Here is a 25,346-nt window from a genome sequence, read left to right on the forward strand (position 1 = left end):
GCAGGCATGTCCACCATCCTCTTCGTTCCCATGCCCGCGCGCGGGCACATCAACCCCACGTTCAAGATGGCCCGCGCGCTCCAGAAGCGCGGCCACCGGATCATCTACTGCAGCCTCCCTGACACGGAGGACTTCATCCGCGCGGAGGGCTTCGGCTTCGAGTGCCTCTTCGAGTCCCTCTACCCGAAGGGCTTCCAGGCCAGGAGCAATGCCCGGCTGGGCACGCTGAGCGGCCTGTCCAGGCTGGTGTTCCTGCGCGAGCTGGCCCGCAGGCAGACGCAGACGCTGGAGGCGATGCTCCAGGGCGAGTTCGACGCGATCGTCGAGCGGACGCGCCCGGACCTGGGCGTCATCGACATCCTGCAGCCGGAGCAGGCCCTCGTCCTCCACGGCCACCGGGTGCCGACCGTGGCGCTGAGCACGAGCATCCCCCTGCGCTGGGAGCCCCGGACGCCACCGACCAGCTCGGGGCTCATCCCCGACGAGCGGCTCCCCACGCTCGTCCGGAACACCGTGGACTGGGGACGCATCCTGATCGACACGAAGCTGGGCTCGCTGGGCAGTTGGGTGGGCATTGAGCCGGACTCGATGAAGTTCCGGCGCGCGCTGGCGCGCAAGCATGGCTACCCGGTGTCGAGCCTGGACTTCGGCGGCCGCGTCACCGGCGCGCACGAGCCCCTGCTCGTGCCCTGCCCGCGGGAGTTCGTGGAGTTCCGCGGCGCGAAGCCCTCCGCCGGCCTCCACTTCACGGGGCCCTGCATCGACCTGGAGCGGCAGGAGCCGGACTTCCCCTGGGAGCGGCTCGATGAGGAGCGTCCGCTGGTGGTGTGTTCGCTGGGGACGATGGTCAACCAGGCGGATCAGGCCCGCCGCTTCCACCAGTCCGTCGCCCAGGCGGCCCGCCAGCGCCCGGGCTGGCAGTTCGTGGTCGCCACCAACCAGTGGACGGAGGAGGTCCCAGGAGGAACGCCGGACAACCTCGTGTCCGTGAAGCACGTGCCCCAGCTGCGGATGCTGCGGCGCGCGACCGCGATGGTGACCCACGGCGGCTTCAACAGCATCAAGGAGTGCATCTACTTCGGCGTGCCCATGGTCGTGTTGCCGGTCCAGTGGGATCAACCCGGCATGGCGGCGCGGGTCGCGCACCACGGGCTGGGCGTGCGCACCCGCATCGACACGCTGACGCCGGACCTCCTCGTCCAGCAGTTGGAGGAGATCATCAGCGGGCCCTCGTACCGCGGCGCCCTGGAGCGGATGCAGGACTGCTTCCAGGCCGCCGAACAGGACCAGGCGCTGGCCGAGTCCCTCGAGCAGCACATGGTCCGGGCGTGAGCCCTTCTCCACCCGTTCCCTTCCAACCCTTCAATCCCTCTCCAGAAAGCCAGACATGGAAGACACCCAAAGCCCCTCCAGCTCCGGGAACAATCCCCCCCCGCGCCCCCCGGGTCTGCGTCAGGCGCTGAAACAACAGGCGATGGAGCTGGCCGGCACGGCCCTCACGCAAGGGGCCCTCTTCACTGCCAAACAGGTCACCCAGGCCATCCACCAGCGGCCGGACGCAAACAACACCTTCTTCGACCCCGCGGCGTTCCCCTTCACCAGCCGCATGGAGCGCAACTGGAAGGTCATCCGACAGGAATTGGACGCGGTGATGCGGGGGGTGGAGATCATCCCCAACTTCCAGGACCTGATGCCCGAGCAGCGCGAGCTGACCACGGATGACAGGTGGAAGACGTTCGTCTTCTACGGCTACGGGGTGAAGTTCGAGGACAACTGCCGCCGGTGTCCGGAAACGACGCGTCTCCTGGAGAGCATCCCGGGCATGACGAGCGCCATGTTCTCCATCCTCCGGGGCCGCAAGCACATCCCCCCGCACTCCGGGCACTACAAGGGAGTGCTGCGCTACCACCTGGGGCTGCTGGTCCCCGAGCCAGCGGACGCGTGTCACATCCGCGTGGGCGACAAGACGGCCTCCTGGCGCGAGGGGCAAAGCCTCATCTTCGACGACACCCACGAACACGAGGTGCGCAAGGAGAACGACGGGGACCGAGTGGTGCTCTTCGTGGACTTCCTGAGGCCGCTGCCGCCGGTGCTGTCCGGGCTCAACCGGACGGTGGTGAAGCTCATCAGCCTGTCGCCCTACATCACCCGGAGCGAGCAGAACTCACGGAAGTGGGAGGAGTACTTCGGCGAGGAGTTCGACCTCGTGCGCAATCCCCCGTCCGGCAAGCGGGCCTGAGCCCGCGGCAAATCAAATCAACTGGCGCGCCCGGAGCACCTGCTCCAGGCCCGCCATGTCCGCGGGCAGGTCGATGGGCCGCGCGGAGGCCTCGGTCGCGCTCCGGATGTCCTTGAGCCCGTTGCCCGTGATGACCACCAGCGCGGACTCGTCGCGCCCCACGATCCCCTGCTCCACCGCGCGGGTCAGCCCCGCGACGGCGCAAGCCCCCGCGGGCTCGGCGAAGACCGCCGCGAGCCGGGCCGTCCTCCGCATCGCCTCCAGGATGCTCGCGTCGTCCACCGCGAGCATGGCGCCCCGCGATTCGGAAATGGCACGCAAGGCCTTGCGCCAGTTGCGCGGCTGCCCCACCGCGATGGAGTCCGCGAGCGTCCGGGCCTCCACCGGACGGATGGAGCCCTCCCGCCGGACGTATTCGTCCACCAGGGGCGCACTCCCCTGCGCCTGAACGCCAAGCATGCGCGGCAGCCGGGAGAGGAAGCCCAGCCGGTGCATCTCCCACAGCCCCTTCCAGGCCCCGGCCAGGGTGCAGCCATCGCCCACGGAGAAGACCACCCAGTCTGGCAATTCCTCTCCAAGCTGCTCCGCCATCTCCAGGCCCACGGTCTTCTTGCCCTCGATGAGATAGGGATTGACCGCGCAGTTGCGGTTGTACCAACCGAAGCGCGCACAGGCGTCCTGGCAGACCGCGTAGGCGTCGTCATACGAGCCCTTCACGCGCAGGACGGTGCCCCCGAAGATGAGGACCTGCGCCACCTTGGGCTCGGGCGTGCGCTCCGGGACGAAGATGACGCTCTTCAAGCCCACGGCCGCGGAGAACCCCGCGAGCGAAGCGGCCGCGTTGCCAGCCGAGGCACAGGCGATGACGTCGCTCCCCTGCTCCCGGGCCTTGAGGACACCGACAGCGCTCGCGCGGTCCTTGAAGGAAGCCGTGGGGTTGCGGCCGTCGTCCTTCACCTTCAGCGCCCTCACGCCCACCGCGGACGCCAGCCGTGGCACGTCGTAGATGGGCGTCATGCCGACGTGGGGATGCGGCAGCTCCCGGGTGCTGTCCACCGGGAGCAGCTCCAGGTAGCGCCACAGGCTCCCTACGCGGGACTGCAGCGCCTCGCGGGTCAGCGTCCGCGCCACGGCGTCATAGTCATACTCGAGGTCGAGGATGCCCTCGATGCCGCAGCCAGGGCACGTGTAGACCCCTTGCGTGCCGTAGTGGCTGCCGCAGCGCACGCAGGTCGCGCGGACCAGATGTTCGAGCCCCATGGGTTCAGAACAGGTGCAGCACGAGGCCGCTGCGCAGCTTCGGCTCGAACCAGGTCGACTTGGGCGGCATGATTTCGCCCGCGTCCGCGATGGTCATGAGCTGCTCCAGGCTCGTCGGAGGAAGCGAAAAGGCCACGCGCCACGCGCCCGAGTCCACCAGGCGCTCCAGTTCCTCCGTACCCCGGATGCCGCCCACGAACTGGATGCGCTCGTCCTTGCGCGGATCACGGATGCCCAGGAGCGCCCCCAGCACGTTGTTCTGGAGGATGCTCACGTCCAGCTCCTCCGTCGGCGTGGCGCCGAACGTGCCCGGCCTGGCGGTGAGCTGATACCAGGCGCCCTCCAGATACATGCCGAACTGGTGCGCCCGGTCCTGAGTCTTCGATTGCCCGCTCGTCACCTCGAACCGCTCGCCCAGCCGCGCCAGGAAGGCCTCCGGCGACAGCCCGTTCAGATCCTTCACCACGCGGTTGTAGGCGAGGATGCGCATCTGGTCGTGAGGGAAGACCACCGCCAGGAAGCGGCTGTGTCCGCCGCTCTCACCGCGCTGGCTGCGCAACGAATGGACCCGCGAGGCCGCCGCCGAACGGTGATGTCCATCCGCGATGTAGAGCATGGGCACTTCGTGGAACGCCGCCGTGAGCCGCGTGTTGAGGCTCCCGTTCACCCTCCAGAAGGTGTGGCCAATGCCATCCTCGGTGGTGAAGTCATACTGGGGACTGGAGCGCATCCCCTCCTCCATCAGCGCGCCAATGGACGGCACCGCCCGATACGTGAGGAAGACGGGTTCGTCATTGCCCCCGAGCGTGTCGATGTGCCGGGTGCGATCGTCCTCCTTGTCCGGGCGCGTGAGCTCATGCTTCCGGATGAGGCCCTGGTCGTACTCGTCGACCCTGGCCAGGGCGACGACGCCCGTCTGCACGTGCGCGCCCATGCGCTGCCGGTACAGGTAGAAGCACGCCTCGTCGTCCTGTCGCAGCCAGCCCTCGGCGAAGAAGCGCTCCAGGTTGCGGCGGCCCTGCGCATACACGGGCTCGGAGTGCTCGTCCGTGCCCGGCGGTAGACCAATCTCCGGCCGCGAGACATGGAAGAAGCTGCGCGGGTTGCCGTCGGCGTAGGCGCGCGCTTCCGCGGTGCTCACCACGTCGTAGGGGGGCGTGCACAGCGTCTGTCCCAGCGCCTCGGCGGGACGGACCCCACGGAACGGCTGAAGGTCGGCCACGGATGTCGCTCCTGGTTGTAGGCCTGCTTTGTAAGCTGGCAAAGAATACCAGGCAACCCATGGATAACGGTGACATGGGCGTAGCGTTCCGCGCGCGGTGCGTGACGTGTCCCCAGCACCCTCCCACCGCCCGTCCGCTTGCCTCCCCAGCACTCAAATCGCCAGGAAAGACGGGAAGTTGAGGGGCCAGCCGAGCGCGTGGTACGAACTCCCGTTCAGTCTCCCCCTCTCATTTCCAAAGTGCCTGGAGCCGGCTTCCATGAGCGAGAGCAATGACGTCACGCGGCCTTCGTCCTCCGCATCGGTGCCTCCCCCCGGGGCCCCCGAGGCTGGCGCGGCCCAGACACTCGCCCAGAACGTGAGCACCCTCCCCGCTCCCGTTCCCCAGGCCAGCGCCGAGGACGATGCCCGCGAGCGCATCGCGTCCATGGAACGCGAGGCCAAGGCGCTCGCCACCACCGAGCCTCAGACGGCCGCGCTCCTCTTCCATGAGGTCGGCCTGCTCTGGGAAGAGCCGCTCAAGAACCCTCGCAACGCCGCCGTCGCGTTCCAGAACGCGTACAAGCTGGCGCCCCGGTTCCTCGCCAACATCCGCGCCGCTCGCCGCCTCTTCGCCGACGTCGGCAACTGGCAGATGGTCGTGCAGCTCATCGACGCGGAGCTCATCGCCGCCGAGGACCCTCGTCAGCAGGCGGCCCTCCTCTTCGAGAAGGGGCAGATCCTCGAGGAGCGCCTGTCCCGCGACAACGACGCCGCGGATGCCCTGCGCCAGGCCCTGGACCGCAAGCCCACCGACGTCACCCTCCTCACCCAGCTGGAGTCCGTCTACGCCTCGCGCAACGACGCGGGCGCGCTGGTGGAGATCTACCGGCTGCTCGCCACCGCCGTCGTCCCGCCGTCCCTGCGCGCCCACTACCTCACCTCCGCGGGCATGCTCCTGGAGGAGCGCCTCAAGCAGAAGGACGCCGCAGCCGCTGCGTTCCGCGAGGCCTTCGCGCTCGACCGCTCCGACCCGCTGCTCCAGGCCGCCGTGAAGCGCGTCGCCGAGCGCGAGGGCCGCACCGACGAGCTCCTCTCCGCCCTCCTCTCCGAGGCCGAGGGACAGGGCTCCCAGGGCGCTCCCGCGTACCTCCACATCGCCAAGGTGCATGACCGCCTGGGCCGCAAGGACGACGCGCTGTCCGCGCTGCTCGCCGCGCGCCGCGTGAGCCCTCATGAGCCGCTCGTGTTGAACGCGCTCGCCGGCATCTACGAGACCCAAGGCCGCTTCGAGGAGCTGGCCGACGTGCTGCTCGCGTGGGTGGGCTCCATCAACGACGAGAGCGAGCTCGTCGCCATCAACCTGCGCCTCGCCGCGCTGTACGAGGACGACCTCAAGCGCGACCAGGAGGCCGCCGCCCGCTACCAGGCCATCCTCGCCCGCATCCCCAGCCACGCCGCCGCGCTCGCGGGCCTGGGCAAGCTGTCGTACCGGATGAAGAACTGGGAAGGCCTCGTCGCCGTCTTCGACGCGGAGGTCACCGCCGCCGAGGACGCCAAGGGCAAGGCCGCGCGCATGTACAAGGCGGCCGAGATCCTGGAGGAGCGCCTGAGCCGCCAGGAGGACGCCATCGCGCGCTACAACGCGTGCCTCCAGCTCCAGCCGGGCTACCTCCCCGCGCAGAAGGCCCTCACCCGCCTCTACGAGCGCCAGGGCCGCTTCGCGGAGCTGGTCCAGATGTTCGAGCAGGACCTGCTCCAGACGTCCGACCGCGATCAGGTCATCACCACGCTCAACAAGATGGCGGTCATCTACGAGGACCGCCTCGGGGACCTGGACCACGCCATCGAGTGCATGAAGCGCATCCTCGACCTGGCGTCGGATCACCTGCCCACGCTGCGCAACCTGGCCCGTCTCTACGAGCGCGCCGGACGCTTCCGTGAGCTGCTGGAGACCAACGACCTGGAGGCGTCGTTCGCCGGCGACACCAAGCAGGTCCTGTCGCTGCTCCACCGCAACGCGGAGATCCTCGACGAGCACCTGAAGGACCGCGTGGGCGCCATCACCGCGTATGAGCGCGTGCTCGCGCTGTCGCCCTCGTACCTGCCCGCGCTCAAGGCCCTGGGCCGGCTGTACGCGCAGGACACCCGGTGGGAGAAGCTCATCGACATGTACCGCGCGGAGTCGGAGATCTCTCCGTCCACCGACGCGGCCGCCGCGCTCATCTACAAGATCGGCGAGCTGTACGAGCACCGCCTCAAGCAGGAGAACGAGGCGCTGGCGTCGTACCAGGAGGCGCTGATGCTGGCGCCCAGCTACTTCCCGGCGCTGCGCGCGCTCGCCCGCATCCACCGCGCCCACGAGGCGTGGGAGAGCCTGGTGGAGGTGCTGCGAGCGGACGCCGCCAACCGCACGGATCCGCTGGAGCGCGCCAACGCGCTCTATCAGGCCGCCGCCATCTGGGAGGACCAGCTGGGCCGCCCGGAGCTGGCCATCGAGGGCTACCAGGAAGTCCTTCGCCTCACGCCGGGCCACGCCGCCACGCTGCGCGCGCTGGAGCGCCTGTACGTCGCGCAGGACAACGTGAAGGAGCTGGTGTCCATCCTCGACCGCGAGACGCAGGTGGGCCAGACGCCCTCGGCCAAGGTGACGGCGTACCTCAAGCTCGCGCGGCTGTACCTGGACCGCTTCCAGGAGCCGTCCCGCGCCGCGCAGTGCTGCGAGTCCGTGCTGGGCCTGGAGGCCGGCAACCTCACCGCCCTCATGCTGCTGGAGCGCATCCGCGTGTCGGACCGCGTCCGCCGCGCGGAGCTGCGCGCCCGCATCGCCGAGCGCGTCACCGACACGCGCCTGTCCAGCGCCCTGCGCATCCTGGCCGCCGCGGATCAAGAGAAGGGCCCGCCCTCCGAGCGCACCCTGGAGGTCTACCAGCGCGCCTTCGACGCCGACCCCACCGACGCGCGCCTCGCCTTCGGCCTGGAGCGCGTGCTGCGCCAGAGCGGTGACACCGCCGGCCTGTCGCGCATGTACGGCATGCGGCTGGCCGTCACCACCGACGCCACGGAGGCGCTGGAGCTGCTCCTGCGCGCCGCCGAGCTGGCGGAGAAGAACCCCGACCAGGAGCAGGCCGCCGCGCTGTACCTGCAGGCGCTGGAGCTCCAGGCGCAGTGCCTCCCCGCGCTCCAGGGCGCCCGCCGCGTGGCCCTGCGCCGGGGCGACTTCGCCACCGCGCGCACCATGATGGAGACCGAGGCCCGCGCGAGCCGCGACACCAAGAGCGCCATCGAGGGCTTCGTCGCCGCCGCGAAGCTCGCGGCCCAGAAGCTCAATGACCCGGACGGCGCCTCGGCCCTCTACCGCCTGGCGCTGGAGCGCGACCCGCTGCACCCGGGCGCGGCCACCGGCCTGGAGGAGCTGCTCGCGCAGCGCGGCGGTTCCTCCGACCTCGCGGCCCTGCACGAGCGGCGCGCGGAGGCCCGGCTCGCGCAGCGCGACGTGGAGGCCGCCGCGGCGGCGTACGTCACCGCGGCCCGGCTGCACAACGTGGCCCTGGGTGACCGGGCCCGTGCGCTCGAGGTGCTGGAGAAGGCCCTGGCGGCCAAGCCCGGCTTCCCCGACGCACTGGAGACCCGCGGCCTGCTCCTGCTGGAGGCGCAGCAGTACGCGGAGGCCGCGCAGATGCTCGGCCAGCGCGTGCAGCAGGGCGGTGACCCTCGCGTGCTCGCGCAGCACCACCTGACGCTGGGCGCGCTCTACCAGCAGCACCTCAACGACCCGGGCCGCGCGGCGGCGCACCTCCAGACGGCGCTGGCCACCCTGCCCCGCCACCCGGAGGCGCTGGAGCGGCTGGCCACGGTATACGCGCAGGGCCGCAACTTCGGCGGCGCGGTGGACTGCCTGCGGCGGCTGTTGGATCAGGACCTGCCCAACGACGCCCGCGCGCGCTTCACCGTGGAGCTGGCGCGCATCCACGAAGAGGGCCTGGGCGACGTCGCCTCCGCCACCGCGCTCTACAAGAAGGCGCTGGAGCTGACGCCGGGCGAGCCCGCGCTGGTGGACCGGCTGGTGGCCCTCTACGAGCGCCAGCGCAACCTGCCGGAGCTGGCGCAGATGCTGGAGGCCCAGGCCGCCGCCACCGTGTCCACGGACGTCAAGCGCGCGGCGTCCCTGCGCATGCGCGTGGCGAGCTTCTACGCGGGCCCCCTGACCGAGCCGGCTCGCGCCACCGTCATCTACCGGCAGCTCGTGGAGCAGGATCCGCAGAACCTCCAGGCGCGCGCCGCGCTGGCGGATCTGTATGGCCGCGACATGGCCAGCTTCCCGCTCGCCATCGAAGAGCACCGTCAGATCCTGCGGCAGGACCCCGCTCGCGTGGACAGCCTGCATGCGCTGTTCAAGCTGTGGGATGCCCAGAAGCAGCAGGACAAGACGTTCGCCGTCGCCGCGGTGCTGACCTTCATGCGCGCCACCAACGAGGTGGAGCAGGCCTTCTACTCGGAGGCCCGCGCCCGGCAGCCGCAGGAACCGCGTGAAGCGCTGCCCGCCGCGGACGTGGACACCGTCCTCATGCACCCGGCCGCGCGCGGCCCGCTGACGGACCTGCTGCGCGCCATGGGTGAGCACCTGGGCAAGGTGTACCCGCCGCAGTTCGAGATGCTCGGCGTCAACCCGAAGCAGGACAAGCTCAAGCCGGACTCGGCCGTGTTCAAGGCCGTGCGGGCGGTGGCGCAGACCTTCGGCGTGGAGGAGTTCGAGGTCTACCTCGCCCGGCGCGGCATGCTGCAGCCGGAGACGACGGAGCCCCTGTCCCTGTGCGTGGGCCAGGACGTCGTGCGCCGCTTCAACGCCCGTGAGCAGAAGTTCCTCATCGGCAAGGCAGTGCTGGGCCTGCTCAACAAGACGGCCGTCCTCTCCAAGCTGTCCCAGGGCGAGACGGTGGACCTGTTCGGCAACGCCATCCGCGTCCACGCGCAGCAGTTCAACGGCCTGGGCCGGCGCAACGACGAGATGACGAAGCAGCTCAAGAAGGCCTTCAACCGCAAGGCGATGAAGGCGTCGGAAGGCCCCGCGCAGACGCTGTCCGAGCAGTCGAAGATCGACGTCGCGACGGTGGTGGACGCGCTCGGCTTCTCGGCGGACCGCGCGGGCCTGCTCGTCTGCGGCGACCCGTCCGTGGGCCTCACCATGGTGCTGCGCGAGGATCCGAACGTGGTGGCCAACCGCCAGGACGGCACCACCGACGACATCCTCAAGGCGGTGCGCGAGCGCGCGGACCTGAAGGCCCTGCTGTCGTGGCTGCTGACGGACGACTTCTTCCGCCTGCGTCAGCGCATCGGCCTGTCGCTGTAATCGCCGCGCTACTCCCGGCGGACCAGCGAGTCCGCCGGGAACCCCGCGAGCAGCCGGCCCACGGCGTCGTCCACGTGGGCCCGCTCCGGGGCCTCCACCGTCACCTTCACGCGGTAGTCCATGGCCGCGTCGAAGACGGGATAGGAGCCGATGGCCACGTGGGGCATGTCCAGCGCCACGCGGTCCAGCACGGCGGCCAGGGCGCTCTCGCCCAGGTTGAAATACAGGTTGACCAGGTGCACCGGCGTGCCGCTGAGCCGTGAGAGCACCGTCTCCAGCTGCAGCCGGAAGAGCTGTGGCACCCCGGGCAGCAGGAACATGTCCCCCACTGTCAGCACCGGGAACCACATGCCCGGCTGGGCCAGGAGCACCGCGCCCTCGGGAGCATCCGCCAGGCGCAGCGACTCCGGCGTCACGGGCGACGTGCCCGCGCGGGCCTGGATGGCCGACACCATCTCCGGCAGGCGCACCACGGGCCGGCCCAGCGCGAGCGCCACCGCGCGCACGGTGACGTCGTCATGGGTGGGGCCAATGCCGCCGCTGGTGAAGACGTAGCGGGCCTTGCGCCGGGCGCGGGACACCGCGTCCACGATGGCGTCCACGTCGTCCAGGATGGTCTCCACCGAGACGAGCGGGATGCCCAACTCCCGCAGCCGCTGGATGAGGTGGGGGCCATTTTCGTCCTTCACCTTCGCGGTGAGGACCTCGTTGCCAATGATGATCGCCGCCGCGCCGGTCCGCTCCATGGAACCGGGGAGTCTACTCCAACGGACCCCGGGGGTGGACTCACGCGGTGCGCTGTCCCGGACCCGTGCTGTCCTGGAGTCAGCAAGGGGGGACGGACATCCTGCGCGCATGGACTCCACCGAGACCCGGGACGCGATCCGCGCGTCCGTGCGTGCCCTGTGCAACCGCTTCCCTCCGAAGTACTGGCGCACCCTCGACGCGGAGCGTGAATACCCTCACGACTTCGTCAAGGCCCTCACGGAGGCCGGGCTGCTGGCCGCTCTCATCCCCGCGGAGTACGGCGGCGCGGGGCTGGGCCTGCGCGAAGCGGCGGTCGTGCTGGGGGAGATCAACCACTTCGGTGGGAATGCGTCCGCGTGTCATGCGCAGATGTACGTGATGAACGTGCTCTTGCGGCACGGCTCCGCGGAGCAGAAGCAGCGATACCTCCCGGAGCTCGCCGCGGGCCGGCTGCGGCTCCAGGCGTTCGCTGTGACGGAGCCGAACTCGGGCTCGGACACCACCGCCATCGAGACGACGGCGGTCCGGCGCGGCGACCACTACGTCGTGAACGGGCAGAAGATCTTCATCTCGCGCGTGCTCCAGTCCGACCTGATGTTGCTGCTCGCGCGGACGACGCCCCGCGCGGAGGTGCGCAAGAAGACGGACGGGATGAGCGTGTTCCTGCTCGACCTGCGGAAGACGCAGGGGATGGAGGTCCGGCCCATCCGGACCATGCTCAACCATGCGACGAACGCGCTGTTCTTCGAGAACGTCGAAGTGCCCGTCGAGGGATTGATCGGCGAAGAGGGCAAGGGCTTCTCGTACATCCTGGATGGCATGAACGCGGAGCGTGTGCTCGTCGCGTCGGAGGCCATCGGGGATGGCCGCTGGTTCATCGAGAAGGCCGTCACCTATGCGCAGGAGCGCTCCGTGTTCGGCAAGCCCATCGGAGCCAATCAGGGCGTGCAGTTCCCCATCGCGAAGGCGCACACGGCGCTCACGGCCGCGAACCTGCTGACGGAGCAGGCCGCGACGCTCTTCGACGGGCACCAGCCCTGCGGGGCCGAAGCGAACATGGCGAAGTACCTGGCCGCCGAAGCCGCCTGGGAGGCCGCCAACGCCTGCATGGACACCTACGGAGGCTACGGCTTCGCCGAGGAGTACGACGTGGAGCGCAAGTTCCGCGAGGTGCGCCTGTTCATCAACGCCCCCGTGAGCCGGAACATGGCCCTGTCATACATCAGCCAGCACGTCCTCGGGCTGCCCCGCTCGTTCACATAGCGCCGGGCGGCGTGTCCCGTCCCTCGCGGATATGGACCACGACCTTGCCGATGGCGCGTCGCTCCGCGAGGGTGCGCAAGCCGTCGGCGGTCCGATCCAGGGGCAACCGGAGGGTGATGCGCGGGAGGATGCGGCCCTGCGCGTACCAGGCGAAGAGCTGCTCCATGGTTTCGCGGAGCGCCGCCGGGTCGTGGTAGCGGAAGTAGCGCAGCGACGACCCCAGCACCGCGCGGTGCTTCACGAGCAACCGGTGCGCGGGGATGCTCGGGGCCTGTCCCGCGGCGAAGCCCACGAGGACGTAGCGGCCTCCCCACCCCAGCGTCGAGAGCGCCGGGTCGAAGAGCGGGCCACCGACCGGATCGAAGCAGACGCTCACACCGGAGGCCCCCGCGGCGGAGAGGACCTGCTCCTTCCAATCTCCGTCAGCGTGACTGATGACGTGGTCCGCGCCTGCCTCACGCGCGATGGCGAGCTTGTCCGGAGTGCTCGCGACCGCGATGACGGTGGCCCCCAGCGCCTTGCCCAGCTGCACGGCCGCGAGCCCCACGCCCCCACTGGCACCCAGCACGAGGAGCACCTCCGACGGCTTCAGGTGGGCGACGCGGATCAGCGCCAGGGCGGTGCTCACGTAGGCGCTGGTCAGCGCGGCGGCGACGTCGAAGGAGACGCCCGCCGGCAGCAGGAAGGTCTCCTTCACGGAGGCCACTGCCTGCTCGGAATAGCCCCCGTGCCACAGGATGGCCACGACGCGGTCTCCGGGTTGGAAGCCCGAGCCTTCGGGGGCGCTGGCGATGGTGCCCGCAGCCTCCAGGCCTGGGACGAAGGGCAGCGCGGGCCGGGTCTGATAGGTCCCTCCAATCATGAGGAGGTCGGCGAAGTTCACGCTGCAGGCGTGCACGTCGATCATCACTTCGTCGGGCTTCGGAACAGGCGCGGGGACCTCCGCGAGGGTGAGCTGCTCGGGCCCGCCCCACGTCCCGCAGACGATCGCGCGCATGTCATCACTCCTGGATGGAAGGGGCCGAGAGGCTTCGCCAGAGGTCGTCGTTCGCGGGCAGGTCCGACGCTTCGGTCACCAGTTGCTCGAGCTGCTTCGGGCTGCGCGCGCCGACGAGGATCGACGTCACGAAGGGACAGTGCACCAGCCACCAGGTGGCCAGGCCCGACGGTGACAGCGCGTGGGCCGCGGCCTTCGCCTTGAGCTGTTCGACGCGGGCCGCGTTCTCCGGAGTCCAGGCCTTCGAGTAGAGGTCCCTGCGCTGACCGATACGAGTGCCTTCCGGAATGTCACCCGCGATGGCGTACCTACCGCTCAGAAGGCCGCCCGCCAGCGGCGAAAAGGGCGTGTACTGGAGCCCCAGCTTCGCGCAGGACTCCAGTACGCCGTTCTGTGCGTCATCCTGTTCAAGCAGGTTGAAGCGGTTCTGGACCCAGCCGAATCCCACCGGGCCGCCCGAGCGAGGAGCAGCACAGCGCCAGAGGTCACTGGCGGACACGTTAGACAAGCCGAAGCGTCGGACCTTGCCCGACCTCACCAGGGACTGGAAGGTGTCCAGGACGTCGTCCCACGGCGTGGCCGGATCCGGAACATGCGCCAGATAGAAGTCGAGCGTGTCGACGCGGAGCCGCGCGAGCGACCGGTCCACCTCCGCGAACACGTGCTTCCGCCCGAGCCCACCGCGAAGGCCCACCTTGGACGAGATGAGCACCCGGTCCCGCATCGAGGCGCCGCGCGACGCCAGCCACGCGCCGATGATGGCCTCACTGGCTCCGTCCGCATAGGTGCCCGCCGTGTCGATGAGGTTGATCCCCAGCGCCACCGCGCGATCCAGGAGCGTATGTGCTTCGGCTTCGGTCTCCCCCTGGCCCAGCAGCTTCCGGGAGCTCCCGATGCCACCGAAGTTGGCCGCCCCCAGCGCGAAGACCGATACGTCGATGCCGCCCAGCTTGCGGTAGATCACGTCCGCCAAGCCTCCGGAAAGGGCAACGCCAGGTCCCCCTCCCCCGCACCGGAGGAAGCAGGCTGGCCCAGCAACGTGAAGTGCGCCGTGTAGGTCGCTGCGGGTTCGCCCTCGTCGATGAAGACCTGCGACGTCGCCGTGAGCCGCACCTTGCCGCCTTGACGAAGCGTGTCGGCCTCCAGCGTCGGCAACGTGTCACAGCGGGCCCGGTAGTCGCCGGTGATGGGCCGGTGGATGGCGAACTCACAGCGGCGAAGGAGGATCTGCACGGCGAGCCGCTCCGCCCACGCGGCTCGAACGAGCAACAACCAGGGCGCAAGCCCCGCGGAGGTGAACACCCCTGGACCGAAGGCCGTGCCCCGGTGGTTGAGCGAAGGCCCCAGCGGCGCAGCGAGCACGATGCGCCCGGGCTCGAACGCCTCGAAGTGGATCCCGAGGAACTTCGTCATCGGGATCCGTGCATGGAGTTCCATGGCCAGCCGCACCAGGACATCCTCCCGAGCCTCAAGGGGCGGCCTGTTCACGGCCAGTTCCTCCTGAACAGTGTCGTGCCCTGCGCGGGAAGCACTGTCTCCAGATGGAACCACGCCGCCTCCCAGGACTTGATGCATGAGGCGCTTTGCTCCTCGTTCGCGTGGAGGCTCATGTTCCCGGCGCCTGAAGGTCGGGCCCGGCTTCGAGCACGACGTGGTAGTGGGTGCCTCCGCTTCCCGCCGCGTTGACGCCCGCGAAGCGCGCCTCCTTCAACTCTCGCGGCTCCGTGAGGACGCGGAGGTTGTCGGCCGCGCCAACGATCGGGGTCGTCACTCCCAGGGTCGCCGGCATCCGCTTCGCGCCCAACGTGAACAGCGCCTTCATCAAGCTCGCGGCTCCGGCGGCCGCACCGGTGTGACCGATGTTCGGCGTGACTGCGCCCAGGGGCAGCGGTCTGGCTCGCGCGGTACCGAGCGTCCGTCCCAGGGCCGCAAGCTCCGCGCGGTCGCTGGCGGGATGCCCACTGCCGAAGCACTCCACGAACGCGAGCGCGTCCGCCGACACGTCACACCGTGACCAGGCGCGCCGGATGGCCAGGCTCATCGCGGGCTCGGAGACGAGCCCGTGTTCCTCGGGCGTTCCGAACGCACTCCCGACCGCACGGATGATCCCGAGCACCGGCTCCCCCCGCGCCCGCGCGTCCGACAAGCGCCGCAGCAGGCACACCGTGGCGCCTTCTCCAGGCAGATACCCATCGGAGGCCGCATCGAACACGGTCGGTGTGTCCCGTTGGGACAGGAGTCCCATCGCGCCTTCGTCGGCCATGCGCGTGACTCCGAGCCGCATGTCCGCGGTCGCCCAGAACACCGCGTCCGCATCACGCGACGACAACCGGCCGCATGCGACCTCCAGGCCACCCATGGACGCCGCCGCGCCTCCGGCTTCGATGGCGCAGGTCGGTCCGGTCAGGTCGAACGCTCGGGCAATCCTCGCCGCCATGAAGCTGGGAGACAGGTTGAACAGGCTGCCGGCCCACAGTTCCGGCAGGTCGATCGACAGGCGCTTCATCGCCGCGCGCACGGTCCGGGCCACGCCCTTGGGGTCCTTCCCCGTCTCGCGCAACACGCGCTGGAGGTGCTCCTCCAACTCCGGCAGACGTGCAGCGGCGACCTGGAGCAGACCGTACTCGCTGCAGTGCTCCGCGGAGACGACCACCGGGATGTTGCTTCCCCGTTCGATGGAGACCTTCGCAGCCGCGCTTCGCGCCAGGTCCACCAGCAGGTAGTGGAGCGGATCATGCCGGAGGATGTCGGCCGGCCGTTCGTCGTACTGGCTGGCGTTGCCCGTGAAGCGCGACGCGTCCAGGTCCAGCGGCGCCCCGAGCCCGAACGGCAGCCTCCGGAAGGCCCGGCGTCCATGGAGCAGGTTCGTCCACAGCGTGGCGAGGTCGGGAGCATCCGCGAACGCACCAGCCATCCCGACGATGGCGATGGGCTCGTCGCTCCTCGCGAGGCGCCTCCGCGTACCTCGCAGCAACGCCTGGGCTCGCGCAGGGGAAGGCCGGTCCTCCACCACCGCGTGGTAGTTCTGGCCTCCGCTCGCGATGGCGCTGACGCCTCCGATGCGCGGCTGCTCGCCCGCTGGCCACGACCGGGCGGTCTTCTCGACCTCGATGAGCCCTCCCGCTTCGAGCAGGCTCCGGGGCTTGTCCCCATGCACCGGGCCCGGAATGGCGCCGGACTCGAACAGGGCGAGCAGCGCGATCAGGTTCGCCAGCCCTGAAGCCTCCTTCGCATGTCCCAGGTTCCCCTTGATCGACATCACGGGCACCGGAGACGCGGGTTGAGCCGCCTCCCCGTGCGCCTTCAGTGCACGATCAAAGACCTTCGCCTCCACGGCGTCACCGGCCCGCGTCCCCGTGCCGTGCGCGAGGATCACCCCCAACTCCCGAGGCTCCACGCCTGACTGGTCGAGCGCACGCTCCACCGCCAGCCCATGGCCGCGCGGATTCGGCACCAGCATGTACGCCTCGGCAGCGCCGTCGTTCGCCCCACCGACGCCGCGGATCACACCGTGGATGGGGAGCCGTTCCTGCGTCGCCCGTTCCAGGCTCGTGAGCACCAGCAGCACCACGCCGTCGGAGATGACCGTGCCGTTCCCCTTCTGGGCGAACGGGAAGCAGCCCTCGGACGACAGGAGGCGTGAGTTCGAATAGAGGACCTGGTTCACGGTGTCGACGTAGGACAGCGCGCCCGCGATGGCCCACGGCGCCCCCTTCGCGAGCTCCCGCGCCGCCAGTTCAATCGCGGCCAGACCGCCGGTGCAGTTCCCATCCACGAGCAGCACCTTCTCCGTGGTGCCCAGCGCCTCCGCGATGGCGCTCGCGAGCCGATGCGTGGCGCGCTCCCTCGGGTCCTCCACGAAGGCTGGCCCGAACGAGTCCCGGAGCGACTGGCGCACCTTCCGGGTGAGGTCCATCAGCTCCTGATGGGAGAACTCGTTTGGATGCGCGCCGTGCACGAGATACGGCTGGAGCTGACCCGCGACGGCCAGCACCGCGGCGTCGTAGAGCCCGTGGCCGCCACCGCGTGAATGCGCGAGGAACACCGGCACGGGCTGCCCACCCAGCGAGCCAGGCTCCAGCCCCGCCGAGGCCAGGGCCCGGTGCGCCGTCTCCACGACCCACCGCCGCGGAGAGGCGTCCTCTACGACTCCGCCCAGCAGCGTGGAGGTTCTTGCCGCGCCCACGGACGCTGACGGGTCCAGATACAGGGACCGGGGAATGCGCTCCTCCGGCCACTGGCCATACGTCGTCTTCCCCCCGTGAAGCACCTCCGCCAGCTCATCGAGTGTGCGAGCGCCAGGCAACGCAAACGCAAAACCAGAGATCGCCACCGGCGCGATCCCATCCAGTTTTCCTTTCCGCATTGCCAATCAATGTAAGGCCATGATCCGGACGCGTCCACGACCAGCTGAATCACACACATCCCTTCCGACCCAGCGAAACCCTACCCAACGCATGCAAGAGGTTGCGCCAGAGAGACGCTATCGGCCTCCCATGAGCGTCGTTCCGGGCTTCGACAACGGCTGATACACTCTCAAGCTGCGCGCCCCATTTAAAACACCGTCAACGGCAAATTCCAGGACGGGTTGACGCCGGGATTTCGCATCAGTATATCAAGACAGACATCGCGGCCCATTGATCAGCCATTGGCTGCCGCCCCATTCCCCTCATCCCCTGGACAGCCCATGAAAAGACTCGATCCGAGCCGTCTCAAGGATTCGTTCATCAATGTCTCCACCTTCCCGGCGGACCTGGGTGAAGGCCGCTCGGCGGCTCCGGCCGGCGCGCTGCTCGACGCCGTGGTGGAGGCCGTGGAGAAGAAGAACGGGTTCGCGGTGGTGTTCGGCGTGAACAAGCTGCTCGCGGATCGCGGGCTGGACATCCACACCGAGTCCGGCGCCGCGCTGGCCCGCGACTACCTGGAGGGCGTCTTCCGGGCGATCGCGCCGCGCTTCGATCTGACCCGCTACAGCCCCACGCCCATCTCCTACGACCGCGTGGCGAAGATGGACGTGGACGGGTTCAACAAGAACCGGAACTTCACGCCCAACAGCGACCACACGGAGAGCCGCGAGTTCGTCACCACGAAGTGCGTCCACTTCGACTCGGCGACGCCGTTCATCGCGAACCTCTACGGCCCCAACCAGAACATCAGCGGCGGCATGCCGATGATCTGCGACACGCGCCGGTTCTGCCAGGACAAGGGCCTGGATCCGCGCTCGCTCATCGAGAACATCCCCAACAACTACAACGTCGCCGTGAAGGCGGAGTTCTCCGACGAGATCCTGCGCGACTACTCGTTCGCGCTGAAGCTCGACCTGGAGAACGACATCGTGATGATCGTCCTCCACAACGAGGTGGTGGGCGGGCTCGCCCACGCGGCCACCCAGCCGTCCCTCACCGACGCGAGCAAGGCCGCGAAGCGCCCCATCCGCCACGTCGAGTACCAGGTCGCGGGCACCGACGACCTCAGGCGCTGGTACGACTACTACGGCCTGTCGCTGGAGAAGGCGACGAACCACAAGGACGACGCCAACATCACCCGCTTCGTCAGCGGCGAACTCAACCCGTACCCGAACGTCATCGAGGTGCGGGCATGACCTCGCGACAGCACGCGGAGCGCAACGCGGCGGAGATGAAGGACCTGCTCGCGTACCTGGACGCCCGGCCCTGGCCGGACGGCTATGAAGCGGCACGGGTCCACTACGATTCGCTCGGGCTGCCCGTCGCCACGGACATCGGAGTGGAGCCCGTCAGCGTGAACGGCATCCGTGCCCAGTGGCTCACGCCACCAGAGTGCGATCAGGACCGCGCCCTGCTCTTCCTGCACGGCGGCGGCTTCGTCTTCGGCTCGCTCGTGAGCCATGGGCACATGGCCGCGGAGATGGCGCGGCAGGCTCGCTGCCGGGTGCTCCAGCTCGACTACCGCCGGGCACCGGAGCACCCCTACCCGGCCGCGCTGGATGACGCGACCAGCGCGTACCGCTGGCTGCTGGAGCGTGGGTTCAAGCCGGGCCACACCTCCATCGCGGGGGACTCCGCGGGTGGCGGCCTGGTGGTCTCCATGCAGGTCAACGCACGGGCCAAGGGCCTTCCGCTCGCGGGCGCCCTGGTGTGCATCTCCTCCTGGTTCGACCTGGGCATCCACGGCGACAGCTACACGTCGCGCGAGAAGGCGGACGCGCTCGTCCAGCGCAAGGTGGTGGAGGAGGTCGCCCGGCACTACCTCAACGGCCAGGACGCGCGGCAGCCCACGATTTCGCCCATCCACGCGGACCTCACCGGCTTCCCGCCCCTGCTCATCCAGGTGGGCGAGCGGGAGCTGCTCTTCAGCGACTCACAGGCGATGGCGAAGAAGGCCCAGGCCCAGGGCGTGGACGTCACGTTCGAGGAGTGGCCCGACATGGTCCACGTCTGGCACCTGCACTTCCACCGCCTCAGCAGCGGCCGCGAGGCGCTCCAGCGCATCGGCCAGTTCGTGACTGACAAGACAGGAGCGCGGAAGTGACGACGCCCAACGACGCGGTGATGGGTCCGCACCTGCACCGCAACAACCAGAAGATGATCCCCGCGAGCGAGAGCGCCTGGGCCGTGGCCCGGGAGTCGAACATGCTCAACATCCGCGTGGAGGCGGTGGACGGCCAGAACCGCCTGCGCGAGGTGGACACCGGGCACGAGTTCGCCAACCTGTGCTCCTGCTCCTACCTGGGGCTCAACAGCCACCCGGACGTCATCCAGGGCGGCATCGACGCGCTGAAGCGCGAGGGCATCACCGGCCTGTCGATGGCGGAGTTCCGCATCCGGCTGGGCCTGATGGAGAAGCTGGAGGAGCAGCTCGCGGAACTCTTCGGTGGGCCGGTGCTGCCCGCCGTCACCTCCAGCGCGCTCACTGCGGCCATCCTGCCGGTGCTCGGGTCGGGGCACCTGACGGACAGCGAGCCGCTGGTGATGGTGTTCGACAAGTTCGCGCACTTCTCCATGGCGTTCGTGAAGCCCATCGTCGCGGACGAGACGCGGGTGCTGAACTGCCCGCACAACGACATGAACTACCTGGAGGACGTCTGCCGGAAGTATCCGCGCGTGGCGTACGTCTGCGACGGCGTCTACTCCACGGGCGGCGCGACGGACCTCCAGGCGCTGCTCACGCTCCAGGAGAAGTACGGCCTCTTCCTCTACCTCGACGACTCGCACTCGCTCTCCACGCAGGGGAAGAACGGCGAGGGCTACATCCGCTCGCGGCTGCGAGAGATGAACGACCGCACGCTGATCATCGCCTCCATCGCCAAGGCGTTCGGCAGCACGGGCGGCATCGCGATGCTCGGCTCCCGCAAGCACTACGACTTCCTCTACCGGACGGGCCCCATGGGTTGGTCCCAGAGCCTGCGGACGGCGGCCATCGGCACCTCCATGGGAAGCATCCAGGTGCACCGCAGCCCGGAGCTGGCGAAGCGGCAGGAGCAGCTCCGCCGGAACATCGCCCTGTTCGACGAACACATCCAGACCGAGCAGCGCGGCGACGGCCTGCACATCAAGGTCGTGGAGGTGGGCGAGCAGGACAAGGCCGTGAAGCTCTCGCGCGAGCTCTACAAGCGAGGCTTCTACTGCTCCGCGGTCTTCTTCCCCATCGTGCCCGTGGGGAAGGCGGGCATCCGGCTCATGCTGCGCGGCGACCTGCCCACGGAGAAGGTCCAGGCGTTCATCGGCCACCTGAAGGAAGTCCTCGCGACGCTGTAGGCGGGGAGCGCGCGATGGCTGCCTTCCTATCCCACGATGTCGTCACCGCGCACGGGAACCTGCCCCGGCTCGTGCGCGAGCTGGAGGCGGCGCTCACGGAGGGCCTGCATGAGCGCATGCAGGTCCCGCTGCGCGTCGCGGTCCCCTCCTCTTCCCGGCACGCCGCGTTCGTGTCGATGCCGGCCGTGTCGGAGCACCTGGGCCTCTACATCAACAAGGTGGCGACCCTCTTCGAGCGGTCCGCCACGGATCCGCTGCCCACCATGAACGGCGTGGTGGCGGCGTTCTCCGCGCGCACGGGAGAACTGCTCGCGCTGCTCGATGGCGCGGCGGTGACGGAACTCAAGTGCGCCGCCGTGTCCGCGCTCGTCACGGACTTCTGCGCGCGTACGGATGCCCGGACGCTGGCGGTGGCGGGCACCGGGGCGCAGGCCCGGCAACAGGTGCTGGCGGTCCGCGCGGTCCGTCCCATCCAGGAGGTGCGGCTCTGGGCGAGGAACCCGGCCCGGAGTGACGCGTTCGCCGCGGAGTTGCGCGCGTCCCTGGGTGAAGTGGTGCACGTCGCCGCCTGCGCGTCCCTCGACGAGGCCCTCCGGGGTGCGGACGTGATTGGCACCGCGACGTCGTCGAAGACGCCGCTGGGGAGCTTCGAAGGCCTCTCCCCCAGCGTGCACATCAACTGCATGGGCGGTCACACCGTGGAGGCCCGGGAGGTGCCGCTCGAACTGCTGTGCACGTCGACGGTGATCGTCGAGGACCTGGCCACCGCGCTCGCGGAAGCCGGGCCGGTGCACGCCAACGCCATCACCCTGGGGCAGCTCGTGCGGAGGGACAGTGGTCCCCTGCGCTCGAGCCGCACCGTCTTCAGCTCGACGGGACACGCCTTCCTGGACGTCCTCACGGTCGCGCACGTGCTGCGTGAACACGAGCTGAGCCATTGAACCTGGAGGAGCACATGATGAAGGAGTTGCCGCGAATCGATTTGACGTCCGCGACGCCAGGGTCCGAAGCCGAGCGCCGTGCGGCGTTCGAGATCGACCAGGCCTGCAAGCAGGTGGGCTTCTTCACCCTGAGCGGTCACGGCATCGCGCCATCGGTCTTCGAGGATGCCTATGGCCTCTCGCGGGCGTTCTTCCGCCTGCCGCTCGAGGCGAAGAACCAGTGCCGGTTGAAGTCCGGCTTCACCATGGCCGCGGACGACTACACGCCCTACGGCTACAGCGGCATGTTGGAGGAGAACGCCTACGCGTACATGGGCCGCAAGGGGCTCCCCAGCGACTACGTGGAGAAGTTCAGCGTGGGCCGGCTCATCGAGGACGACAGCGCGAACCTGCCGTTCAGCGAGGACGCGGAGGGCCAGAGGTTGCGCGCGGCGCTCAAGGCGTACTTCCGGGAGTGCGAGGCGCTGACGGCCCGGCTCACGGAGCTGTTCAGCATCGCGTTGGACCTGCCCCGGGACTTCTTCGCGAAGAAGACCTCCGCGTCCACCGACTCGCTGCGCTCCCTGCTCTACCCAACGCTCAGCCCGGAGCTGATCAACGACCAGGGCATGGGCGAGCACACGGACGGGACGCTGTTGACGGTCCTGGCGCAGACGGGCCCTGGCATCCAGGTGAAGGAGCGCGGGGGCGCATGGATCACGCCCACGCTGGAGCGGCGGGATCACCTCATCGTCAACATCGGTGACCTGATGGCCCGCTGGTCCAATGACGAATACGTGTCCACGCCACACCGGGTCGTCCTGTCCGGAGGCGAGCGTCAGTCCCTGGCGTTCTTCAAGCTCGCCAACGACGACGCGCTCATCGAGTGCTTCCCGAAGTTCTGCAAGGACACGCCCGCGAAGTACGAGCCCGTCGTCTACAAGGCCTTCTCCCTCCAGAAGATGAACGCGCTGTTCGGTGTCGACGACGCCGGACGCTCCTGAGGCCCACCCATGATCGGTGCATTCAACGAAGCGTTCCTCGACGCCCTGGAGGAAGGATGGTCGCCCGAGCGTGATGCCAGGGCCCACGCGAGCACGATCGCCGCCATCCACGACCTGGACTCGCCCATGTACGAGAAGAGCCAGTTCGCGCACCCGCTCCTCTTCAGCGAAGCGGAGTTCCAGGAGCTGAGCCGTGCGTGCCGTCACCTGCTCTCCGCGCAGCTGAAGCTCATTGGCCACCTCATCGACACGCGCTCGCGGGAAGGCCTGCTGGACCTGCTGCGGATGCCCCGGCGGCTCGTGGACTTCATCCACTGGGACAACCTGCGCCACGGCGACGCGACGATTGGCCGGATGGACGTCGTGCCGACGCGGCAGGGCTACTTCTTCTGCGAGTTCAACATCTTCCCCGGCGTGGGAGGAGGCGAAGCCTACGAAGGCTCCCGCGCGACCACGGAAGCGCTGGGCTTTCCCAAGGCCGGGTTGATGAACAGCCCATTGAGGGACCTTGCCGTGCTGTACGCGGAGGAGTGCCGCAAGCGGGACCTGCGCCGGGTGGTGATCCTCGACTCCACCGGCCACGCGCAGCTGGGGTATCCGCGTCAGGATTACCTGAAGCGGTACTTGGAGGAGCTGAACCCGGGCATACCGGTCCACATCCTCGACGAGGTCCGCTACCCAGAGGCCTGGCTGACGCGTGAGGAGGGCGAGCGCACGCTCATCCACCGCATGTTCACCTACGAAGAGGTGACCGACGGCTTCGCGTTCCTGGAGAAGCTCTGGGCGAGCGGCGCGGTGCTCACCAACGGCTTCGAACCGGAGCTGCGGATGAGCAAGCGGTTCCTCGCACTGCTGTGCGAGCCGGGACACCACCCGCTCTTCAGCGACGAGGAGGTGGCCGCCATCCGGAGGTACCTGCCCCACGCCTTCTCCCTGTCAGAGGAGAACCTGGCGGACGCGCTGCGCGACAAGACGGGGCTGGTGTTCAAGATCGACGACAGCAGCTCCTACGGCGGCAGCGGCGTGCTGATGGGGGTGGACTGGCCCGCGGACGTGCTGGAGCAGAAGCTGCGCGAACCGGGCATCGAGCGGTGGATCTGCCAGCACGTCGTGGAAGCTGAGACCGTCCGGCTGCGCGCGGCCGGTGACTCAGCCCCGGCGGAGTATCGGCTGGTGCTGGGCTTCTACTCCTACGGCGGAAAGCCCAATGGCTTCCTGGTGCGAGGCAGCCGCACTTCGAAGGTGGTGAACATCACCAGTGGAGGCAAGCTGGGGTGGGCGTTCGTCGTCTCCGAGGAAGGACGCCAGGCCTTCATCCGTCACGCGCGAGGTCGCGCGGAGGACGTCACTGCAAGGAGTGCATGAACCATGGCGGCGAACCTCATTCTTCTGGGCGCGAGGCAGTTCATCACGGAGCGGGCGTGGCAGCTGGGCCTGCGGCCGTTGGTCATCCAGCAGCCGGGGCTGTCCGATGATCACGTGAACCGGCAGTCCGACCGGGTCCTCCTCATGAGCTACGACGACCCGGCGCTCATCCCCATGCTGAAGGCCGCGCACGAAGTGACTCCGTTCGTGAGCGCCATCACCGTCGCGGAGGAGGCGCTCATCACCTGCGCGCGCATCAACGAAGCGCTGGGGCTGCCCGGGACGCCGCTGGAGCTGGTGGAGAAGACTCGCGACAAGCCGACCATGCGGAGGGTGCTCGACTCCGGCGGGTTCTCGCCCATGCAGTGGGCCCCGGTGAAGACGCGGGAAGAGGCCGTCGCGTTCGGCGAGCGCCAGGGCTATCCGTTCATCCTGAAGCCCGTGGACGGAGTGGGCAGCATCGATGTGCGGCTCGTGCGCTCCGCCGCGGACCTGGAGGGCGTGCTGAACGGCCGAGCGTCATGGATCGCCGAAGAGTACCTGGACGGCCCCGAGTACTCCGTGGAGTGTTTCTCCTTCGCGGGCCGCCACGTCATCCTGGGCATCAACGAAGAGACGAAGAGCACGGACCCCAACGGCAGCGCGTTCCTGGAGGTCGCGCACCAGGTCCCCGCGCCGATGAGCCCGGAGCGGGACCGCGAGGTGCGCGACTTCATCCGCAGCTTCCTGGACGTGCTCGGACTGAAGGATGGACCCTCGCACACGGAGCTGAAGTACACGGCGCGCGGCCCGCGCATCGTGGAGACGCACACGCGGCTGGGAGGCGACCGCCTGTGGGACCTGGTCCGGCTGACCACGGGGCATGACCTGCTGGACATGACGCTCCAGTGGGCCATGGGGACGCTGAAGCCCCTGGAAGCGGATCCGGTGCCCCGAGGCGGCGCGGCCATCCAGTACTTCACCCCGTCCCCCGGCAAGCTCAAGCGCATCAACGGCGCGCTGGCGCTGAAGCGGCTGCCGGGAGTGGTGGACATCTCGCTCGCGGTGGAGCTGGGAGGCACCATCCGTCAGGCCCTGAAGTCAGAGGACCGCGCGGGCTATGTGCTCGCCTACGCGGACACCGTGCAGCAGGCGCAAGCCGTGTGCAGCGAGGTCACCCAGCGGCTCGTGTTGGAGACCGCGTAGACAAGGTTTTCTCTGGCGCGGCACGGAGTGCCTCAGAGTCGATATCCCGCCGCGTCCGCTCTGTGCCAGCCCATCCCGC

18 protein-coding genes are annotated in these 25,346 nt (G+C 69.1%); 11 read left to right on the forward strand and 7 right to left on the reverse strand.

The features are described from left to right. Positions 1 to 6: 6 nt before the first annotated feature. The gene (locus D7Y15_RS00740; RefSeq protein ID WP_120574211.1) at positions 7 to 1,332 is read left to right on the forward strand and encodes a glycosyltransferase; all 1,326 of its coding nucleotides are present in this window, start codon (positions 7 to 9) and stop codon (positions 1,330 to 1,332) included. Between the two features lie 55 nt (positions 1,333 to 1,387). Beyond that, entirely contained in the window at positions 1,388 to 2,239 is an 852-nt protein-coding gene (locus D7Y15_RS00745) for an aspartyl/asparaginyl beta-hydroxylase domain-containing protein (protein ID WP_120574212.1), read from the forward strand. Positions 2,240 to 2,251: 12 nt separating this feature from the next. Here D7Y15_RS00745 and D7Y15_RS00750 read toward each other — a convergent pair whose 3' ends face one another. After that, a complete protein-coding gene (locus D7Y15_RS00750) occupies positions 2,252 to 3,499 on the reverse strand; it encodes a threonine synthase (protein ID WP_121751392.1) in 1,248 nt (415 codons plus the stop codon). Positions 3,500 to 3,503: 4 nt separating this feature from the next. Next, on the reverse strand, positions 3,504 to 4,721 hold the full coding sequence (locus tag D7Y15_RS00755) for a DUF1015 domain-containing protein (protein WP_121751393.1): 1,218 nt from the start codon (positions 4,719 to 4,721) through the stop codon (positions 3,504 to 3,506). 259 nt (positions 4,722 to 4,980) lie between these two features. Between D7Y15_RS00755 and D7Y15_RS00760 the strand changes: the two genes are divergently transcribed. After that, complete coding sequence (locus D7Y15_RS00760; protein ID WP_121751394.1) at positions 4,981 to 10,050, forward strand: tetratricopeptide repeat protein; 5,070 nt, start codon at positions 4,981 to 4,983, stop codon at positions 10,048 to 10,050. Between the two features lie 8 nt (positions 10,051 to 10,058). Here the strand turns inward: D7Y15_RS00760 and D7Y15_RS00765 are convergent, their stop codons facing one another. Beyond that, positions 10,059 to 10,796, reverse strand: coding sequence for a molybdopterin-binding protein (locus D7Y15_RS00765; protein WP_120574216.1), 738 nt, complete (start codon positions 10,794 to 10,796; stop codon positions 10,059 to 10,061). A 109-nt stretch (positions 10,797 to 10,905) separates the two neighbouring features. Between D7Y15_RS00765 and D7Y15_RS00770 the strand changes: the two genes are divergently transcribed. Further along, positions 10,906 to 12,060, forward strand: coding sequence for an acyl-CoA dehydrogenase family protein (locus D7Y15_RS00770; RefSeq protein ID WP_120593571.1), 1,155 nt, complete (start codon positions 10,906 to 10,908; stop codon positions 12,058 to 12,060). Here the strand turns inward: D7Y15_RS00770 and D7Y15_RS00775 are convergent. The 4 genes from D7Y15_RS00775 to D7Y15_RS00790 form a co-directional block, all read right to left on the reverse strand. Next, on the reverse strand, positions 12,053 to 13,057 hold the full coding sequence (locus D7Y15_RS00775; RefSeq protein WP_121751395.1) for an NADPH:quinone oxidoreductase family protein: 1,005 nt from the start codon (positions 13,055 to 13,057) through the stop codon (positions 12,053 to 12,055). The genes D7Y15_RS00770 and D7Y15_RS00775 overlap by 8 nt on opposite strands. 4 nt (positions 13,058 to 13,061) lie before the next feature. Further along, positions 13,062 to 14,021, reverse strand: coding sequence for an aldo/keto reductase (locus tag D7Y15_RS00780; RefSeq protein WP_233604797.1), 960 nt, complete (start codon positions 14,019 to 14,021; stop codon positions 13,062 to 13,064). Further along, on the reverse strand, positions 14,018 to 14,545 hold the full coding sequence (locus tag D7Y15_RS00785) for a YiiD C-terminal domain-containing protein (RefSeq protein ID WP_158628976.1): 528 nt from the start codon (positions 14,543 to 14,545) through the stop codon (positions 14,018 to 14,020). The genes D7Y15_RS00780 and D7Y15_RS00785 overlap by 4 nt, the downstream gene beginning before the upstream one ends. A 118-nt stretch (positions 14,546 to 14,663) precedes the next feature. Further along, a complete protein-coding gene (locus D7Y15_RS00790; RefSeq protein WP_121751398.1) occupies positions 14,664 to 17,423 on the reverse strand; it encodes a polyketide synthase in 2,760 nt (919 codons plus the stop codon). A 321-nt stretch (positions 17,424 to 17,744) separates the two neighbouring features. Between D7Y15_RS00790 and D7Y15_RS00795 the strand changes: the two genes are divergently transcribed. Genes D7Y15_RS00795 through D7Y15_RS00825 form a run of 7 tightly spaced genes read left to right on the forward strand, consistent with a single transcriptional unit; the run spans position 17,745 to position 25,267 of the window. Beyond that, positions 17,745 to 18,659 (forward strand): hypothetical protein, encoded by a 915-nt coding sequence (locus tag D7Y15_RS00795; protein WP_120574222.1) that lies wholly within the window; start codon positions 17,745 to 17,747, stop codon positions 18,657 to 18,659. Next, positions 18,656 to 19,567 carry an alpha/beta hydrolase gene (locus D7Y15_RS00800; RefSeq protein WP_121751399.1) on the forward strand — a complete coding sequence of 304 codons (912 nt, stop codon included), beginning with the start codon at positions 18,656 to 18,658 and terminating at the stop codon, positions 19,565 to 19,567. Before D7Y15_RS00795 ends, D7Y15_RS00800 begins: the two co-directional genes overlap by 4 nt. Further along, complete coding sequence (locus D7Y15_RS00805; RefSeq protein ID WP_199745866.1) at positions 19,564 to 20,793, forward strand: aminotransferase class I/II-fold pyridoxal phosphate-dependent enzyme; 1,230 nt, start codon at positions 19,564 to 19,566, stop codon at positions 20,791 to 20,793. The genes D7Y15_RS00800 and D7Y15_RS00805 overlap by 4 nt, the downstream gene beginning before the upstream one ends. Positions 20,794 to 20,807: 14 nt before the next feature. Next, positions 20,808 to 21,734, forward strand: coding sequence for an ornithine cyclodeaminase family protein (locus D7Y15_RS00810; RefSeq protein ID WP_121751400.1), 927 nt, complete (start codon positions 20,808 to 20,810; stop codon positions 21,732 to 21,734). A 14-nt stretch (positions 21,735 to 21,748) separates the two neighbouring features. Next, complete coding sequence (locus tag D7Y15_RS00815) at positions 21,749 to 22,717, forward strand: isopenicillin N synthase family oxygenase (RefSeq protein ID WP_121751436.1); 969 nt, start codon at positions 21,749 to 21,751, stop codon at positions 22,715 to 22,717. 9 nt (positions 22,718 to 22,726) lie between these two features. After that, complete coding sequence (locus D7Y15_RS00820; protein WP_121751401.1) at positions 22,727 to 24,082, forward strand: hypothetical protein; 1,356 nt, start codon at positions 22,727 to 22,729, stop codon at positions 24,080 to 24,082. 3 nt (positions 24,083 to 24,085) lie between these two features. Beyond that, the gene (locus tag D7Y15_RS00825) at positions 24,086 to 25,267 is read left to right on the forward strand and encodes an ATP-grasp domain-containing protein (RefSeq protein ID WP_121751402.1); all 1,182 of its coding nucleotides are present in this window, start codon (positions 24,086 to 24,088) and stop codon (positions 25,265 to 25,267) included. The last annotated feature ends 79 nt before the right edge of the window (positions 25,268 to 25,346 follow it).

The sequence above is a fragment of the Corallococcus sp. AB030 genome (genome assembly GCF_003668965.1).
Classification (GTDB): Bacteria; Myxococcota; Myxococcia; order Myxococcales; family Myxococcaceae; genus Corallococcus; species Corallococcus exiguus.